Origin of the sequence: Psychrobacillus sp. BM2, from assembly GCF_048572895.1 — a bacterium.
GTDB lineage: Bacteria > Bacillota > Bacilli > Bacillales_A > Planococcaceae > Psychrobacillus.
The window spans coordinates 3,517,519-3,535,644 of the sequence record NZ_CP183878.1 but is presented as its reverse complement, the minus strand read 5'-3'; the positions used below and the strand labels follow the sequence as shown (position 1 = coordinate 3,535,644).

Below are 18,126 nucleotides of genomic sequence, written 5' to 3'. Positions count from 1 at the left end.
TTCATTACACTAGTAGGATAATCTATTTAAACTGATTAAAAGAGGGAATAATATGTCGCAACAGTATTACCGACCTACATTCATAAAAGTAGATTTACAAGCCGTACAAAATAATATAAAAAGACTCAAGGAAACACTTCCTGAGCATACCGAAGTGATAGCTGTAGTTAAAGCAAATGGATACGGTCATGGAGATATTGCTGTTGCGCAAGCTGCATTAAAAGCAGGAGCCAATCTCTTGGCGGTTGCCACGCCGGAGGAGGCATTGCACTTAAGAGAAGCTGGTATTCAAGCGGATATACTTTTACTAGGCACATCTCCACTCTCTTTCTTGGAGGAGGCTTCCAAACAGAACATCACACTTACAGCTTATTCAAATGAGTGGCTAAATGCTACACGGAATCTCCAAAGTACTTTGAAGCTGCATATAAAGATTGATAGCGGTATGGGCAGAATTGGGTTTACGGAAGAAAAAGAGCTAAAGCAGGCACTTGCATTCATTCGTGAGAGAGACTGGTTGCAGATTACGGGCGTTTTCACGCATTTTGCAACCGCAGATGAGGAAGAACAAACGCTATTCCGACAACAAGTTACAAGATTTGAAAAGTTATTAAGTGTATTTGAGCAAAGGCCTGTCTTAGTGCACACTTCTAATAGTGCAGCGGCTTTGATACATCCTGATCAACACTGGAATGCCGTGCGTTTCGGTATATCTATGTATGGGATAGCACCATCTCCTTGGGTTAATGAAGAACTTCCATTCCCTCTAGAAAAAGCACTTTCGTTGCACACGGAGGTTGCGCATGTAAAAAAGGTCCCAAAAGGCTCTACCATTGGCTACGGAGCTACATATGTGGCATCATCCGACGAGTGGATTGCAACAATTCCGATTGGTTATGCAGATGGCTTATTAAGAAAACTGCATGATCAATCTGTATTGATAAAGGGTAAAAAGATGCCAATCGTCGGGAAAATTTGTATGGATCAATGCATGATTCGTCTCGATGAAAAAGTAAAGATTGGTGAAAAAGTTGTATTAATAGGTAAACAAGAAACTGAGGAGATTCTTATAGAAGAGTGGGCTGAAGCACTGCAAACTATCCCTTATGAAGTTTGCTGCACTTTTTCTGATAGAATCCCCAGAATCTATAGCAGCTAAACTTTCGACAAAATTTAAGAATATATGCATAATTTGTCTAACCATTTCTCGTAATGTCTTTTATTTCATCTGGAGAAATGGTAAGATGAAGTATATTGTCATATAGGGAAATGTTTTGTCGGAGGTGTTTGCTGTGGTAAGTGATAAAAAGAAAAAGGAAGCGATTATTCAGCTTCCAAATCAATTGGTTAATGAAGGAGTAAAAACCGTAAAACAATCATTAACTGGCGTAGAAAGCTTCGTTCGTGTCCAAGCAAATGAATATGTAAAAAATGGTCAGGCAAATCTTATAAGAGAAGCGATGATGAAAGGCTATGTTGAGATGTCTCATATAAATCTATCCATTTGTACGGAGTGTTTACATGCAGAATACGAAGCTCAACATACGACAGAGCGACTCGTAAGTGGAGGATGAAAATTTGATCGTTAAACGTGGAGACGTTTTTTTTGCGGATTTATCACCAGTAATCGGGTCTGAGCAAGGTGGCACCAGACCCGTTTTGGTGATACAAAATGATATCGGTAATAGATTCAGTCCAACTGTCATTGTGGCAGCTATCACAGCTCAAATTCAAAAGGCAAAATTACCAACGCATGTTGAGATAAATGCAAAAGAATATGATTTTGAACGAGATTCAGTTATTTTATTGGAACAGTTAAGGACAATTGATAAATCTCGACTCACTGATAAAATTACCCACCTAGACGTAGAAGTGATGGAAGATGTTGATCATGCATTAGGGATTAGCTTAGGTATCGTAAAATTTTAATACATAGTAAGAACACAATGTGGAATCGACAAAGACGCATTGTGTTTTTTAATAGGAAAAAAAATTTGTGTTTATAGGTATCTACTGATGGTAAATATTAACATCCTAACTTGCTCGATGCTGAATAACGTTGTAGCTACACTGCGACGTCTGTACTTTTTAAAATATGGACAAGTATAAAAGATCACGTAAACTATGTATAAAAGATGTAATATAAGATGAAATTCTGTACAATATAATTACTAGTATTCAACGAGGAGATGTATGAGGAATAATGAATAAAAGAATTGCTTCGTATATTCACGAAAATATTGATGAAATTTTAGAAAATTGGAGAGTTAAAATGGAAGAAGAGAAGGATGATCGTTTCTTCCAAATTATGTCGGATAAAATTGTTGATAATACAGTTCGTGAATTCGGAGATTTAATGATTTCGAGTCTAACGGAAGAAGAAGCTACGTACAGGGAAAAGTTAAATGATTTCTCCGTTCAAATTGTACGTTATGGATGGTCTATTTCTTTTGTATTAAAGGCACTAACCAACTTTACTGAAGTAATTTATGAAAGAATGGGTGAAGTAGAATTCTTAAATGAAGGTAATTTTCAATCATATAGAGAAATATTAACTAATTGGATTACTCCTTTAAACCATAGCATTGTAGATGCCTATTCGGTAGTGTGGGAAAAAACAGTAAGTTTACAAAAGATTGCTTTACAAGAGCTTTCTGCTTCATTAATTCCTGTTTTTGAAAAAATTTCAGTTATGCCTCTAGTAGGAACAATTGATACAGAACGAGCAAAACTAATAATGGAGAACCTATTACAGGGAGTAGTCAAGCATCGTGCAGAAGTAGTGCTACTAGATATTACAGGAGTTCCTGTAGTTGATACGATGGTTGCCCATCATATCATTCAAGCGGCAGATGCCGTACGTTTAGTCGGTGCCAAATGTATGCTAGTTGGGATCCGTCCAGAAATTGCTCAAACTATCGTCACTCTTGGCATTAATCTAAATGATTTCACAACAACAAGCACTTTACAAAAAGGGGTTGAACAAGCCCTAGCTATGACAAATCGTGCAATAGTAGAGGTGAATATATAATGATGACAAGAATACCAATTTTAAAACTGAGAGATTGCTTAATCGTTTCCATCCAATGGGAGTTAGATGATCAAACTGCTCTTGCTTTTCAAGAAGATTTACTTGATAAGCTGCATACAACCGCAGCGAGAGGTGTAGTACTCGATCTTACGCCGATTGACTTTATCGACTCATTCATCGCAAAGGTACTGGGCGATGTTATTAGTATGTCCGGTCTAATGGGCGCAAAGGTAGTGATTACGGGCATTCAACCTGCAGTAGCTATCACTCTCATAGAATTAGGAATTAGGCTTGAGAATGTAGTTACCGCTTTAGACTTAGAAAATGGATTGGAAAAATTAGAACGAGAATTGGAGGACTAATCCATATGAACTTAAGGTCTTCTGTTGATATAATAACTGAGTGGGATATCGTTGCTGCAAGGCAACTTGGTAGAAATGAAGCGAAAGATGTTGGCTTCGGTACAGTTGACCAAGCAAGAATTACAACAGCGATTAGTGAACTCGCTCGCAATATATATTTATATGCAGGTAAAGGTAAAATAGAAATTAGACAAATTACAGAAGGTAATCTGAGAGGTCTATTAGTAATTGCATCTGATAAAGGGCCGGGAATTGTAGATGTTCGTAAAGTCATGGAAGATGGATATACAACATCAGGCGGTCTTGGCGCGGGTCTACCAGGTGTAAAACGACTTATGGATGACTTTAAGATTGAAACTGTACTAGGAGAAGGTACTACAATTAGTGCATCAAAGTTGTTAAGATAGGGGGTAAGTTAAAAGTATGCCTCAAGAGTTTAAGAGACAATACAAAGAAATTTTGAAACAATATACGCAGAGACAAACGGAACATAATTTGTATGAGGGTCAAAATATCAGTAGACAGCTCATTCAAAAGAATATTTCTCCAGAGGAAGTTATAAGCATACATAAGGCTTCTTTAGAAGAGCTTATGCCTGATTTACCGAATGATGTTTGGCATTCTTTTGATTTATTAATTGAAGTGATGGTTAGATATGGACTAGCATTAAGAGAGCATCAAACGTTAATAAAAAAACAGGAAAACTTTAAAATGGAGATGGAACTTGCTTCTAATGTCCAACAAACCTTGTTGAAAACAAAGGTGCCACAGATGAATGATTTGGATATAGGAATGATATCTGTTCCTGCAAAAGAAATGAATGGAGATTATACGCATTTTCTAAATGATGATACTACAGTAGGGATCGCTGTTGCTGATGTAATCGGGAAAGGAATTCCGGCTGCCTTATGCATGTCCATGATTAAATATGGGATGGATAGTTTAAATGGTGCAGAAACCGAACCTATCGTTGTACTAGACGTTATTAATAGAATCGTTGAGAAAAGTGTAAGTGATTCGATGTTTATTTCTATGTTTTATGGGACCTATGATACTTCAAAAAGTGTGTTTACATATGCATCTGCTGGACACGAGCCGCCATTATTTTATTGTGCTAAAACTAATAGTTTTTCAGAATTGCAAGCAAAGGGACTATTATTAGGCGTTATTTCAAACGTTAAATATGAACAGCATTCTATTTCCTTAGAAAAAGACGATTTTATCGTTATGATGACCGACGGTGTAACCGAATGTCGTTCAAAAGATGGATTCATTGACCAAAGAACCGTGATGGATATTATCGAAAGCGTAAGAGATCAGTCCGCCCAAGATATGGTGGAATATGTGTTTCATAAGCTGGAGGAATTACAGGAATTTGAACAACGGGATGATTTCACGCTCGTTATTTTCAAAAAGAAGTAATTTAAGGTTTATCAAAAGCTAAATGGTGGTATACAGACTATATATAGCGAAAACGGGGGAAAAAGTAAATGAATATTTCAGTTGAATTACAAACGTTAGATGAGTTGCATGTTAAAGGATCTATTGGTGGAGAGATTGATGCTTTTACAGCACCAATTCTAAGAGAGAAACTTATGGAGATAAGCTTACAGGAAAATATGCATGTTGAATTGAATTTAATGGATGTTTCATATATGGATAGTACAGGGCTAGGTGTTTTTGTTGGTTTTTATAAAAGTATAAATGCTGCAGGTGGTCATATGGAGTTAACGGGACTTTCATCTAGATTGAAACGCTTATTCGATATAACTGGTTTAGTAGAAATTATGGATATCCAGGCTATAGATAAAGAGGTGAAAATAGATGAAACCGTTTGATTATGTAGAAATCCGGGTGCCTGCGAAGCCACAGTATGTTAGCGTTGCACGACTCACAATTTCAGGTTTGGCCAATCGCATCGGATTTACGTATGACGATATAGAAGACTTAAAAATTGCTGCAAGTGAAGCTATTACAAATGCTGTACAACATGCTTATGCGGATAATGAGGAAGGCGAAGTGGTCATTGGCTGCGCATTGTACAAAGAAAAGATGGAAATTATGGTAGCGGATCACGGGAAAAGTTTTAATTTTGAAGAAACGAAAGCAAAAGTAGGACCATACCATGAACTAGAAGAAATATCCTTTTTAAGAGAAGGCGGTCTGGGTTTATATTTAATCGAGACATTAATGGATGAAGTGAAAGTCCATCACCAAGAAGGTGTTACTGTATTTATGACGAAACATGTCGGAGTAGAGCAGGTGGATGAAAATGTCGAACACGTCCCTTCCTAATAAAGAATCGAAAGAGAAAATATTGGAATGGATCAAGGAATATCAAGAGACAGAAAGTGAAGAGGCTCAAACAAATTTAGTGCTAAACTATACTAGATTGGTTGAATCTATAGCTCGAAAATATTCTAATGGTAAATCACATCATGAGGATATCGCACAAGTAGGCATGCTTGGTCTCCTTGGGGCTATTCGAAGATATGATCCATCTTTCGGTAAAAACTTTGAAGCTTTTGCAATTCCGACAATTATCGGCGAGATAAAACGCTTTTTAAGAGATAAAACTTGGGCTATTCACGTTCCAAGAAGGATTAAAGAGCTAGGGCCACGTATCCGGGCAGCAGTTGAAACATTAACAGTGGAATTTCAACGTTCGCCTATTATCCCAGAAATAGCTGATTTTCTGGGGGTAGAAGTGGAAGATGTACTAGAAGCTATGGAAATGGGTAAAAGTTATCAAGCTTTATCTATGGACCATTCCCTTGAATCGGACTCAGATGGTAGTACAATTACATTGTTTGATGTCATTGGTAAAACAGATAGCGAGTACGAGAAAACAGATCAACGTTTACTTGTAGCTAATGCACTTAATGTTTTATCTGAACGAGAGAAAGAAATAATTCAACTTACATATATGGAACAACTTAGTCAAAAAGAAACGGGAGATCGTCTCGGTATATCGCAAATGCATGTATCTAGAATTCAACGCAAAGCTATAAAGAAATTACAAGAGGCCATTTTATCGTCAGGTGGAGTAGTAAAATGATGGATTTTTCAGATGACAAAGTAGAATTGTTTGTATACCAAGAAGCCAAAAGTGGAAATTTAGAATCTGGAGATACTTATTACATTACAAAGACAGATGATTTTATGCTTTGTGCTATAGCAGATGGATTGGGAAACGGTCCCGTGGCTAAAGAGTCTGCTGATATTATTCCAGAAATTTTAGAGCAATATAAAGAAGAAACGTTAGATGAATTATTACTCCGTTGCAATGAATTGATGGTTCAAAAAAGAGGTGCGGCAGTAGCATTAGTGAAAATAGATTATATAAATGAAACTATATCCTATAGCTGTGTAGGAAATGTGAAGTTTTATATGTATAAGCGTGCTACCGATAAAATGATTTATCCCTTACCAGTAATGGGCTATTTGTCTGGAAGAAAACAAAGGACTAATACTCAAACATATGCTTGTGAAAAAAATGATTTGTTCATGCTACACTCGGATGGCGTTGTGATGAATAGTCCGAAGTCTACTATTAAAGTTGCTGCAAATGCTCGATGTCTCTATGATACAGTTTTTAAGGAGATCGAACATGGCGACGACTCTACGTTTATAGTTGGAAGCTTACTCTAATCTAGGGTAAGCTTTTTTTGTTCCTACTTTATATTTATTGAGAATTCACTAATAATAAGAAGACGCCACATATGGTAAAATGAGTACTATAAGGAAAGGACGTGTTTGTTTTGGAAATAAAGAAGATGCTCCAACTAGTTTCAAAAGATACGGGTGTCAAATCATCGCAAGCAGAACAGGTTATAAAATTACTAGAAGAGGGGAATACAGTTCCCTTCATCGCTCGATATAGAAAAGAACAAACAGGATCTTTAGATGAAGTCCAAATAAAAGCCGTTGAAGATCGCTATAACTACATACAACAACTAGAACAACGAAAAGAAGAAATCCTCCGCTTAATTGAAGAACAAGGTAAATTAACAGAAGAGTTGACTGCTTCTATTAATAATGCGACGGTACTGCAGCGAGTTGAAGATTTATATCGCCCTTATAAACAAAAACGCAGAACAAAAGCTACTATTGCAAAAGAAAAAGGACTAGAACCACTAGCTACATTAATAATGACTTTCCCTAAGGAGTCCGTAGCTCTATTAGCCGAAGACTTTCTGAATGAAGAATTAGAAGTTTTGACTGTAGAGGATGCATTACTAGGAGCACGGGACATCTTGGCAGAGCAATTCGCTGATGATGCAAAAATACGAGAGCAAATTCGAAATATAACACGTGCAGACGGTAAAATTGTTACATCTGTTAAAAAAGCGGAACTAGACGAAAAGAATGTATTTGAGATGTATTACGAGTACGAAGAACCTGTGAAAAAGATAGTTCCTCACCGTATATTAGCGTTAAATCGAGGAGAGAAAGAGGATATCCTAAAAGTTGGTCTTCAGGTTCCAATGGAGAAAGCCACGAATGTGATGAAAGCTCAGTGGATTAAATCCTCTTCTAGTAATGCGGTGGAGCAAATTGAATTGGCAGTAGAAGATTCGTATAAACGACTAATTCAGCCTTCTGTAGAGAGGGAGATTCGAGGAGAGCTTACAGAAAAAGCAGAAGCGCAGGCTATTCATATTTTCTCTGAAAACCTACGCAATCTACTATTGCAACCACCTTTAAAAGGGAAAGTAATTCTAGGTGTCGATCCAGCTTATCGTACTGGGTGTAAGCTAGCAGTTGTAGATGATACTGGAAAGCTTCTAGAGGTTTCTGCTATTTATCCCCATGCACCAAAAATGGATGTGGAAGGTTCAAAGAAAAAAGTGCTTGCTTACTTAACGAACTACCCTATATCTTTAATTGCTATCGGAAATGGGACAGCCTCCCGTGAAACAGAGCAATTCATCGTAGACTGTTTAAAAGAAGTAGAGGGTGAAGTAGCGTATGTAATAGTAAATGAAGCTGGGGCAAGTGTGTATTCAGCCTCTGAAACTGCACGTAACGAGTTTCCTGACTTACAAGTGGAGCAACGTAGTGCAGTATCCATCGCAAGAAGACTGCAGGATCCTCTTGCCGAGCTAGTGAAAATAGACCCAAAAGCAGTAGGAGTAGGACAATATCAGCATGATGTTTCACAAAAGAAGTTATCGGATTCCCTATCCTTTATAGTAGAAACAGCAGTTAACCAAGTTGGAGTAAATGTAAATACAGCATCGGCCTCTCTATTACAATACGTTTCTGGACTTTCGAAAACGGTCGCAGAGAACGTTGTGAATATGAGAAATGAGCAGGGGAGATTTACTTCTCGAGCACAACTTAAGAAAATTCCGCGTCTTGGAGCCAAAACATATGAACAAGCAATTGGATTTTTGCGTGTACCAGATGCAAAAAATCCATTCGATGGAACTGGTATCCACCCTGAAAGCTATAAAGGAGCGGAGCAGGTACTTGAAATTGCTGGTCTAAAGAAAACACAAATCGGTACAAGAGAAGCAGAAGAGGCATTAAAGAAAATTTCAATAGAAGAAGTAAGTAAAGAACTAGAAATAGGCGAAATTACATTAAAAGATATTGTAGATACGCTGATCAAGCCAGCACGTGATCCTCGTGAGGCATTCCCGCAGCCCATTCTTAAAAAGGATGTACTCAAATTAGAGGACTTGAAAACAGGAATGGAGCTGCAAGGAACAGTACGAAATGTAGTTGATTTTGGTGCATTTGTCGATATCGGCGTAAAACAAGATGGCTTAGTCCATATTTCCAAGCTAAAAAAAGGGTTTGTCAAACATCCCTTAGACGTCGTTTCACTAGGAGATATAGTCACTGTATGGGTAGAACAGTTCGATGCCAATAAAGGAAGAATAGCATTAACGATGCTTCCTCCAGAACAACAAGTGTAACTAATGGAGTTGTCCAATGGAGATATGCCATTGGACAACCTTTTTTTAAAAATAGGGGTGAGTTAATTATGTCAGATGAAAAACTGTACGAACTAGTATGTCATGTATCGAACGAGATTTTTGGGAAAGACTTTCTACATAAAGCGTTTTTTAACAAACGTCTTAGAACTACTGGCGGAAGATATATGCTCAGATCACATCATATAGAAATAAACCCGTTGGTATTCGAAAAATATGGCATGGATGAATTGGTCGGGGTTATCAAACATGAACTTTGTCATTATCATTTACATATAGAAGGAAAAGGCTATCAACATCGGGATGCTGACTTTCGTAAGTTACTTCAAACAACAAACTCTCCTAGATTTTGTTCTACGCTAATGGAGAGAGAAGCAAGGAAAACTACAAAGAGGTATACATATAAATGTGCAAAATGCTCTCTTTTATATAATCGGAAAATTCGTTTAAATACGAAGAAATACCGTTGTGGCAAGTGTTATGGAGATTTGTTTTTAGTTTCTTTGGAGAATCTGAAATAAATTTTCAAAAAGTAGTTGACGTTTTGAAAAACACTCTCTATAATAATAAAAGTCGAGTAAAACAAACGACATAAATTATTCCGAAGTAGCTCAGTGGTAGAGCAATCGACTGTTAATCGATTGGTCGTAGGTTCGAGTCCTACCTTCGGAGCCATTATGGCCCCTTGGTCAAGCGGTTAAGACACCGCCCTTTCACGGCGGTAACACGGGTTCGAATCCCGTAGGGGTCATTTACCATTTATTACTTAATATCTTTAACGGTCCCGTGGTGTAGCGGTTAACATGCCTGCCTGTCACGCAGGAGATCGCCGGTTCGATCCCGGTCGGGACCGCCATGTTGGGGTATAGCCAAGCGGTAAGGCAATGGATTTTGATTCCATCATGCCCTGGTTCGAATCCAGGTACCCCAGCCATTTTTGAGCCATTAGCTCAGTTGGTAGAGCATCTGACTTTTAATCAGAGGGTCGTAGGTTCGAATCCTACATGGCTCATCAAATTGTTGTTGACATTTAAGGTGTTCGAGAGTACAATGAACCTTGTCCTATTAATTACTAAGCGGTCGTGGCGGAACGGCAGACGCGCTAGGTTGAGGGCCTAGTGGGGGATAACCCCGTGGAGGTTCAAGTCCTCTCGGCCGCACCAGTCACATAACAATTTAACATAAAAAATGCGGGTGTAGTTTAGTGGTAAAACCTCAGCCTTCCAAGCTGATGATGAGAGTTCGATTCTCTTCACCCGCTCCATTATTTTTATACTATTGAACATTGAAAACTGAACATGCAAAACGTTAAGAAATACAGCTTATCAACTAACTTGTTAGTTCGATAGCAAAACAATTTTTGACATCATTTAATGATGATGCCAGCAAAACAAATGAGCTTTTTAAGTTCTCTATTATGGAGAGTTTGATCCTGGCTCAGGACGAACGCTGGCGGCATGCCTAATACATGCAAGTCGAGCGAATGACGAAGAAGCTTGCTTCTTCTGATTTAGCGGCGGACGGGTGAGTAACACGTGGGCAACCTGCCCTGTAGATTGGGATAACTCCGGGAAACCGGGGCTAATACCGAATAATCCATTTCCTCTCATGGGGAGATGTTAAAAGACGGTTTCGGCTGTCACTACAGGATGGGCCCGCGGCGCATTAGCTAGTTGGTGAGGTAACGGCTCACCAAGGCGACGATGCGTAGCCGACCTGAGAGGGTGATCGGCCACACTGGGACTGAGACACGGCCCAGACTCCTACGGGAGGCAGCAGTAGGGAATCTTCCACAATGGACGAAAGTCTGATGGAGCAATGCCGCGTGAGTGAAGAAGGTTTTCGGATCGTAAAACTCTGTTGTGAGGGAAGAACAAGTACGAGAGTAACTGCTCGTACCTTGACGGTACCTCATTAGAAAGCCACGGCTAACTACGTGCCAGCAGCCGCGGTAATACGTAGGTGGCAAGCGTTGTCCGGAATTATTGGGCGTAAAGCGCGCGCAGGCGGTCCTTTAAGTCTGATGTGAAATCCCACGGCTCAACCGTGGAAGGTCATTGGAAACTGGGGGACTTGAGTACAGAAGAGGAAAGCGGAATTCCAAGTGTAGCGGTGAAATGCGTAGAGATTTGGAGGAACACCAGTGGCGAAGGCGGCTTTCTGGTCTGTAACTGACGCTGAGGCGCGAAAGCGTGGGGAGCAAACAGGATTAGATACCCTGGTAGTCCACGCCGTAAACGATGAGTGCTAAGTGTTAGGGGGTTTCCGCCCCTTAGTGCTGCAGCTAACGCATTAAGCACTCCGCCTGGGGAGTACGGTCGCAAGACTGAAACTCAAAGGAATTGACGGGGGCCCGCACAAGCGGTGGAGCATGTGGTTTAATTCGAAGCAACGCGAAGAACCTTACCAGGTCTTGACATCCCGCTGACCGCTCTAGAGATAGGGTTTTCCCTTCGGGGACAGCGGTGACAGGTGGTGCATGGTTGTCGTCAGCTCGTGTCGTGAGATGTTGGGTTAAGTCCCGCAACGAGCGCAACCCTTGATCTTAGTTGCCAGCATTCAGTTGGGCACTCTAAGGTGACTGCCGGTGATAAACCGGAGGAAGGTGGGGATGACGTCAAATCATCATGCCCCTTATGACCTGGGCTACACACGTGCTACAATGGACGGTACAGAGGGTCGCAACCCCGCGAGGGTGAGCAAATCCCATAAAACCGTTCTCAGTTCGGATTGTAGGCTGCAACTCGCCTACATGAAGCCGGAATCGCTAGTAATCGTGGATCAGCATGCCACGGTGAATACGTTCCCGGGCCTTGTACACACCGCCCGTCACACCACGAGAGTTTGTAACACCCGAAGTCGGTGGGGTAACCCTTACGGGAGCCAGCCGCCGAAGGTGGGACAGATGATTGGGGTGAAGTCGTAACAAGGTAGCCGTATCGGAAGGTGCGGCTGGATCACCTCCTTTCTAAGGATAATATCGGAATACAGATCTTTATCTGTATCTTAACGTTTTGCAGTTCAGTTTTGAATGTTCATTTTATATGAAGATTCGATACTTGTTCTTTGAAAACTGGATAAAACGACATTGAAACAATAAACAACAAGAAATTCTGTTGTGATTATTTACGTAATCACAACGTGTAAGACTTTTTAACTTTTAGGTTAAGTTAATAAGGGCGCACGGTGAATGCCTTGGCACTAGGAGTCGACGAAGGACGGCACTAACACCGATATGCTTCGGGGAGCTGTAAGTGAGCTTTGATCCGGAGATTTCCGAATGGGGAAACCCACTGTTCGTAATGGAGCAGTACATTTGCGTGAATACATAGCGCATCTGAGACACACCCAGGGAACTGAAACATCTAAGTACCTGGAGGAAGAGAAAGAAAAATCGATTCCCTGAGTAGCGGCGAGCGAAACGGGAATAGCCCAAACCAAGAGGCTTGCCTCTTGGGGTTGTAGGACACTCTACATAGAGTTACAAAGGAATGAGTTAGACGAAGCGATCTGGAAAGGTCCGCAGGATAGGGTAAAAGCCCCGTAGTCCAAAATTCATTCTCTCTTGAGTGTATCCTGAGTACGGCGGAACACGTGAAATTCCGTCGGAATCCGGGAGGACCATCTCCCAAGGCTAAATACTACCTAGTGACCGATAGTGAACCAGTACCGTGAGGGAAAGGTGAAAAGCACCCCGGAAGGGGAGTGAAATAGATCCTGAAACCGTGTGCCTACAAGTAGTTAGAGCCCGTTAATGGGTGATAGCGTGCCTTTTGTAGAATGAACCGGCGAGTTACGATTACATGCAAGGTTAAGTTGAGAAGACGGAGCCGCAGCGAAAGCGAGTCTGAATAGGGCGAATGAGTATGTGGTCGTAGACCCGAAACCAGGTGATCTACCCATGTCCAGGATGAAGGTAAGGTAACACTTACTGGAGGTCCGAACCCACGCACGTTGAAAAGTGCGGGGATGAGGTGTGGGTAGCGGAGAAATTCCAATCGAACCTGGAGATAGCTGGTTCTCTCCGAAATAGCTTTAGGGCTAGCCTCAAACGTTAGAATCTTGGAGGTAGAGCACTGTTTGGACTAGGGGCCCATCCCGGGTTACCGAATTCAGACAAACTCCGAATGCCAATGATTTATGTTTGGGAGTCAGACTGCGAGTGATAAGATCCGTAGTCAAGAGGGAAACAGCCCAGACCACCAGCTAAGGTCCCAAAGTATTTGTTAAGTGGAAAAGGATGTGGCGTTGCTTAGACAACCAGGATGTTGGCTTAGAAGCAGCCATCATTTAAAGAGTGCGTAATAGCTCACTGGTCGAGTGACGCTGCGCCGAAAATGTATCGGGGCTAAACAAATCACCGAAGCTGTGGATTGATACCTATGGTATCAGTGGTAGGAGAGCGTTCTAAGGGCGTTGAAGTCAGACCGGAAGGACTGGTGGAGCGCTTAGAAGTGAGAATGCCGGTATGAGTAGCGAAAGACGGGTGAGAATCCCGTCCACCGTATGACTAAGGTTTCCTGAGGAAGGCTCGTCCGCTCAGGGTTAGTCGGGACCTAAGCCGAGGCCGATAGGCGTAGGCGATGGATAACAGGTTGATATTCCTGTACCACCAAACCACCGTTTGAGTAATGGGGGGACGCAGAAGGATAGGGTAAGCATGCTGTTGGTTATGCATGTCCAAGCAGTAAGGTGTGAATGTAGGCAAATCCGCATTCTCTAACATTGAGCTGTGATGGCGAGGACGTATGTCCGGAGTTCCTGATTTCACACTGCCAAGAAAAGCCTCTAGCGAGGTGATAGGTGCCCGTACCGCAAACCGACACAGGTAGTCGAGGAGAGAATCCTAAGGTGAGCGAGAGAACTCTCGTTAAGGAACTCGGCAAAATGACCCCGTAACTTCGGGAGAAGGGGTGCTCTTTTGGGTGCATAGCCTAGAAGAGCCGCAGTGAATAGGCCCAGGCGACTGTTTAGCAAAAACACAGGTCTCTGCAAAACCGTAAGGTGAAGTATAGGGGCTGACGCCTGCCCGGTGCTGGAAGGTTAAGAGGAGTGCTTAGCGCAAGCGAAGGTGCGAATTGAAGCCCCAGTAAACGGCGGCCGTAACTATAACGGTCCTAAGGTAGCGAAATTCCTTGTCGGGTAAGTTCCGACCCGCACGAAAGGCGTAACGATCTGGGCACTGTCTCAACGAGAGACTCGGTGAAATTATAGTACCTGTGAAGATGCAGGTTACCCGCGACAGGACGGAAAGACCCCGTGGAGCTTTACTATAGCTTGATATTGAATTTTGGTGCAACTTGTACAGGATAGGCAGGAGCCTTAGAGCCCGGAGCGCCAGCTTCGGAGGAGGCGTCGGTGGGATACTGCCCTGGTTGTATTGAAATTCTAACCCATACCCGTAACCCGGGTAGGAGACAGTGTCAGGCGGGTAGTTTGACTGGGGCGGTCGCCTCCTAAAGTGTAACGGAGGCGCCCAAAGGTTCCCTCAGAATGGTTGGAAATCATTCGAAGAGTGTAAAGGCAGAAGGGAGCTTGACTGCGAGACCTACAAGTCGAGCAGGGTCGAAAGACGGGCTTAGTGATCCGGTGGTTCCGCATGGAAGGGCCATCGCTCAACGGATAAAAGCTACCCCGGGGATAACAGGCTTATCTCCCCCAAGAGTCCACATCGACGGGGAGGTTTGGCACCTCGATGTCGGCTCATCGCATCCTGGGGCTGTAGTCGGTCCCAAGGGTTGGGCTGTTCGCCCATTAAAGCGGTACGCGAGCTGGGTTCAGAACGTCGTGAGACAGTTCGGTCCCTATCCGTCGTGGGCGTAGGAAATTTGAGAGGAGCTGTCCTTAGTACGAGAGGACCGGGATGGACACACCGCTGGTGTACCAGTTGTTCTGCCAAGAGCATCGCTGGGTAGCTATGTGTGGACGGGATAAGTGCTGAAAGCATCTAAGCACGAAGCCCCCCTCAAGATGAGATTTCCCATTACGCAAGTAAGTAAGATCCCTCAAAGACGATGAGGTAGATAGGTTCGGGGTGGAAGCGTGGCGACACGTGCAGCTGACGAATACTAATCGATCGAGGACTTAACCAAATTTGTTTCAGTTCCAATGTCGTTTATCCAGTTTTGAGTGAACAACTCATCTGTCTAGTGATGATGGCGAAGAGGTCACACCCGTTCCCATACCGAACACGGAAGTTAAGCTCTTCAGCGCCGATGGTAGTTGGGGGTCTCCCCCTGTGAGAGTAGGACGTCGCTGGGCACCAAAAAAAAGTCGTTACCGAGTAAAATTGGTAGCGGCTTTTTTGTGTGTTTATAAAGAAATTGGAATAATGCTATTGATTTGCGTCAAGATACTAAGAGAAATCGAATAAAAAGAGTGAATAGTGGTAAAGTATTTTTATTCAACCTAAGAAGGATTTCGTGTATTTACACATCTACAGGATTAATTTCATTTAAACGCATGGTAATATCAATAAGATATAAAGGAATCATAATAATGCCGAAGGCAACTTCACTCTATATAAAGGTATTTGAGTAGAACTGCAAAAGTTTGAGGGAGTAAGTAGAGACCACGGAGCGAGCGTGTACCAGATCACTCATTTTAATAATCGGTAATTCGTATTGTTTTTGTGTTGAACTCGAAGATCTTACTTTGTGCTAATAAAATTGAATAGGATGTAGTTTACTTATAATAAGGTTAAAATTACAGCTGTCTTCTTTATATTAAATACGAAGTTCTCAAAAAAAATTAAAATTCCCTTGCCAAGGTTAAAAATAAGTGGTATACTTATCAAGTTGTCATTTTGATTAGTGGCCTACACGAAAAACAATTAAAAAAGGTTGTTGACAAAGATATCAGGGTTTGATATGATATATAAGTTGTCAAAACGACATCAAACAATGTGAACATTGAAAACTGAACATGCAAAACGTTAAGAAATACAGCTTATCAACTAACTTGTTAGTTCGATAGCAAAACAATTTTTGACATCATTTAATGATGATGCCAGCAAAACAAATGAGCTTTTTAAGTTCTCTATTATGGAGAGTTTGATCCTGGCTCAGGACGAACGCTGGCGGCATGCCTAATACATGCAAGTCGAGCGAATGACGAAGAAGCTTGCTTCTTCTGATTTAGCGGCGGACGGGTGAGTAACACGTGGGCAACCTGCCCTGTAGATTGGGATAACTCCGGGAAACCGGGGCTAATACCGAATAATCCATTTCCTCTCATGGGGAGATGTTAAAAGACGGTTTCGGCTGTCACTACAGGATGGGCCCGCGGCGCATTAGCTAGTTGGTGAGGTAACGGCTCACCAAGGCGACGATGCGTAGCCGACCTGAGAGGGTGATCGGCCACACTGGGACTGAGACACGGCCCAGACTCCTACGGGAGGCAGCAGTAGGGAATCTTCCACAATGGACGAAAGTCTGATGGAGCAATGCCGCGTGAGTGAAGAAGGTTTTCGGATCGTAAAACTCTGTTGTGAGGGAAGAACAAGTACGAGAGTAACTGCTCGTACCTTGACGGTACCTCATTAGAAAGCCACGGCTAACTACGTGCCAGCAGCCGCGGTAATACGTAGGTGGCAAGCGTTGTCCGGAATTATTGGGCGTAAAGCGCGCGCAGGCGGTCCTTTAAGTCTGATGTGAAATCCCACGGCTCAACCGTGGAAGGTCATTGGAAACTGGGGGACTTGAGTACAGAAGAGGAAAGCGGAATTCCAAGTGTAGCGGTGAAATGCGTAGAGATTTGGAGGAACACCAGTGGCGAAGGCGGCTTTCTGGTCTGTAACTGACGCTGAGGCGCGAAAGCGTGGGGAGCAAACAGGATTAGATACCCTGGTAGTCCACGCCGTAAACGATGAGTGCTAAGTGTTAGGGGGTTTCCGCCCCTTAGTGCTGCAGCTAACGCATTAAGCACTCCGCCTGGGGAGTACGGTCGCAAGACTGAAACTCAAAGGAATTGACGGGGGCCCGCACAAGCGGTGGAGCATGTGGTTTAATTCGAAGCAACGCGAAGAACCTTACCAGGTCTTGACATCCCGCTGACCGCTCTAGAGATAGGGTTTTCCCTTCGGGGACAGCGGTGACAGGTGGTGCATGGTTGTCGTCAGCTCGTGTCGTGAGATGTTGGGTTAAGTCCCGCAACGAGCGCAACCCTTGATCTTAGTTGCCAGCATTCAGTTGGGCACTCTAAGGTGACTGCCGGTGATAAACCGGAGGAAGGTGGGGATGACGTCAAATCATCATGCCCCTTATGACCTGGGCTACACACGTGCTACAATGGACGGTACAGAGGGTCGCAACCCCGCGAGGGTGAGCAAATCCCATAAAACCGTTCTCAGTTCGGATTGTAGGCTGCAACTCGCCTACATGAAGCCGGAATCGCTAGTAATCGTGGATCAGCATGCCACGGTGAATACGTTCCCGGGCCTTGTACACACCGCCCGTCACACCACGAGAGTTTGTAACACCCGAAGTCGGTGGGGTAACCCTTACGGGAGCCAGCCGCCGAAGGTGGGACAGATGATTGGGGTGAAGTCGTAACAAGGTAGCCGTATCGGAAGGTGCGGCTGGATCACCTCCTTTCTAAGGATAATATCGGAATACAGATCTTTATCTGTATCTTAACGTTTTGCAGTTCAGTTTTGAATGTTCATTTTATATGAAGATTCGATACTTGTTCTTTGAAAACTGGATAAAACGACATTGAAACAATAAACAACAAGAAATTCTGTTGTGATTATTTACGTAATCACAACGTGTAAGACTTTTTAACTTTT

At 42.5% G+C, this 18,126-nt stretch carries 13 protein-coding genes, 7 tRNA genes and 4 rRNA genes; all 24 read left to right on the top strand.

All coding sequences use genetic code 11. The annotated features are described in order from the left end of the window. Nucleotides 1–52: 52 nt before the first annotated feature. The 24 genes from alr to ACN6MX_RS17200 all read left to right on the top strand — a co-directional run bounded on the left by alr (nucleotide 53) and on the right by ACN6MX_RS17200 (nucleotide 17,932). Nucleotides 53–1,159 carry an alanine racemase gene (gene alr, locus ACN6MX_RS17315; RefSeq protein WP_419960054.1) on the top strand — a complete coding sequence of 369 codons (1,107 nt, stop codon included), beginning with the start codon at nucleotides 53–55 and terminating at the stop codon, nucleotides 1,157–1,159. Nucleotides 1,160–1,292: 133 nt separating this feature from the next. After that, nucleotides 1,293–1,574, top strand: coding sequence for a transcriptional regulator (locus tag ACN6MX_RS17310; RefSeq protein ID WP_241597902.1), 282 nt, complete (start codon nucleotides 1,293–1,295; stop codon nucleotides 1,572–1,574). Nucleotides 1,575–1,578: 4 nt separating this feature from the next. Further along, entirely contained in the window at nucleotides 1,579–1,929 is a 351-nt protein-coding gene (locus ACN6MX_RS17305) for a type II toxin-antitoxin system PemK/MazF family toxin (RefSeq protein WP_419960053.1), read from the top strand. A gap of 274 nt (nucleotides 1,930–2,203) precedes the next feature. Further along, the gene (locus ACN6MX_RS17300) at nucleotides 2,204–3,031 is read left to right on the top strand and encodes an STAS domain-containing protein (RefSeq protein WP_419960052.1); all 828 of its coding nucleotides are present in this window, start codon (nucleotides 2,204–2,206) and stop codon (nucleotides 3,029–3,031) included. Beyond that, nucleotides 3,031–3,393: an STAS domain-containing protein gene (locus ACN6MX_RS17295; RefSeq protein ID WP_340777799.1), complete on the top strand. Its 363-nt coding sequence runs from the start codon at nucleotides 3,031–3,033 to the stop codon at nucleotides 3,391–3,393. Before ACN6MX_RS17300 ends, ACN6MX_RS17295 begins: the two co-directional genes overlap by 1 nt. A gap of 5 nt (nucleotides 3,394–3,398) precedes the next feature. Beyond that, entirely contained in the window at nucleotides 3,399–3,800 is a 402-nt protein-coding gene (locus ACN6MX_RS17290) for an anti-sigma regulatory factor (protein ID WP_419960051.1), read from the top strand. A gap of 16 nt (nucleotides 3,801–3,816) precedes the next feature. Next, nucleotides 3,817–4,815: a PP2C family protein-serine/threonine phosphatase gene (locus ACN6MX_RS17285; protein WP_419960050.1), complete on the top strand. Its 999-nt coding sequence runs from the start codon at nucleotides 3,817–3,819 to the stop codon at nucleotides 4,813–4,815. Nucleotides 4,816–4,883: 68 nt separating this feature from the next. After that, complete coding sequence (locus ACN6MX_RS17280; RefSeq protein ID WP_419960049.1) at nucleotides 4,884–5,231, top strand: anti-sigma factor antagonist; 348 nt, start codon at nucleotides 4,884–4,886, stop codon at nucleotides 5,229–5,231. Further along, complete coding sequence (gene rsbW, locus ACN6MX_RS17275; protein WP_419960048.1) at nucleotides 5,218–5,688, top strand: anti-sigma B factor RsbW; 471 nt, start codon at nucleotides 5,218–5,220, stop codon at nucleotides 5,686–5,688. The genes ACN6MX_RS17280 and rsbW overlap by 14 nt, the downstream gene beginning before the upstream one ends. Next, nucleotides 5,666–6,451 (top strand): RNA polymerase sigma factor SigB, encoded by a 786-nt coding sequence (sigB, locus tag ACN6MX_RS17270; RefSeq protein ID WP_419960047.1) that lies wholly within the window; start codon nucleotides 5,666–5,668, stop codon nucleotides 6,449–6,451. Before rsbW ends, sigB begins: the two co-directional genes overlap by 23 nt. Beyond that, on the top strand, nucleotides 6,448–7,044 hold the full coding sequence (locus ACN6MX_RS17265; RefSeq protein ID WP_419960046.1) for a PP2C family serine/threonine-protein phosphatase: 597 nt from the start codon (nucleotides 6,448–6,450) through the stop codon (nucleotides 7,042–7,044). The genes sigB and ACN6MX_RS17265 overlap by 4 nt, the downstream gene beginning before the upstream one ends. A gap of 110 nt (nucleotides 7,045–7,154) precedes the next feature. Continuing rightward, nucleotides 7,155–9,320 (top strand): Tex family protein, encoded by a 2,166-nt coding sequence (locus ACN6MX_RS17260; RefSeq protein WP_419960045.1) that lies wholly within the window; start codon nucleotides 7,155–7,157, stop codon nucleotides 9,318–9,320. 68 nt (nucleotides 9,321–9,388) lie between these two features. Next, nucleotides 9,389–9,859, top strand: coding sequence for a SprT family protein (locus ACN6MX_RS17255; RefSeq protein WP_419960044.1), 471 nt, complete (start codon nucleotides 9,389–9,391; stop codon nucleotides 9,857–9,859). Nucleotides 9,860–9,938: 79 nt separating this feature from the next. Next, nucleotides 9,939–10,013, top strand: a tRNA-Asn gene (locus ACN6MX_RS17250). Nucleotides 10,014–10,017: 4 nt separating this feature from the next. Beyond that, nucleotides 10,018–10,089, top strand: a tRNA-Glu gene (locus tag ACN6MX_RS17245). Nucleotides 10,090–10,118: 29 nt separating this feature from the next. Next, nucleotides 10,119–10,194, top strand: a tRNA-Asp gene (locus tag ACN6MX_RS17240). Between the two features lie 3 nt (nucleotides 10,195–10,197). Continuing rightward, a tRNA-Gln gene (locus ACN6MX_RS17235) sits at nucleotides 10,198–10,272 on the top strand. Between the two features lie 5 nt (nucleotides 10,273–10,277). Next, nucleotides 10,278–10,350: transfer RNA gene (locus ACN6MX_RS17230), tRNA-Lys, on the top strand. Between the two features lie 64 nt (nucleotides 10,351–10,414). Next, nucleotides 10,415–10,501: transfer RNA gene (locus tag ACN6MX_RS17225), tRNA-Leu, on the top strand. Nucleotides 10,502–10,528: 27 nt separating this feature from the next. Next, nucleotides 10,529–10,602 (top strand) — tRNA-Gly (locus tag ACN6MX_RS17220). Nucleotides 10,603–10,752: 150 nt separating this feature from the next. Continuing rightward, nucleotides 10,753–12,306: ribosomal RNA gene (locus ACN6MX_RS17215) — 16S ribosomal RNA — on the top strand. Between the two features lie 195 nt (nucleotides 12,307–12,501). Continuing rightward, a 23S ribosomal RNA gene (locus tag ACN6MX_RS17210) occupies nucleotides 12,502–15,430 on the top strand. Nucleotides 15,431–15,483: 53 nt separating this feature from the next. After that, a 5S ribosomal RNA gene (gene rrf, locus ACN6MX_RS17205) occupies nucleotides 15,484–15,599 on the top strand. Nucleotides 15,600–16,378: 779 nt separating this feature from the next. Further along, nucleotides 16,379–17,932, top strand: a 16S ribosomal RNA gene (locus ACN6MX_RS17200). Together the 16S, 23S and 5S rRNA genes with 7 tRNA genes alongside form the textbook arrangement of a ribosomal RNA operon. Nucleotides 17,933–18,126: the final 194 nt, after the last annotated feature.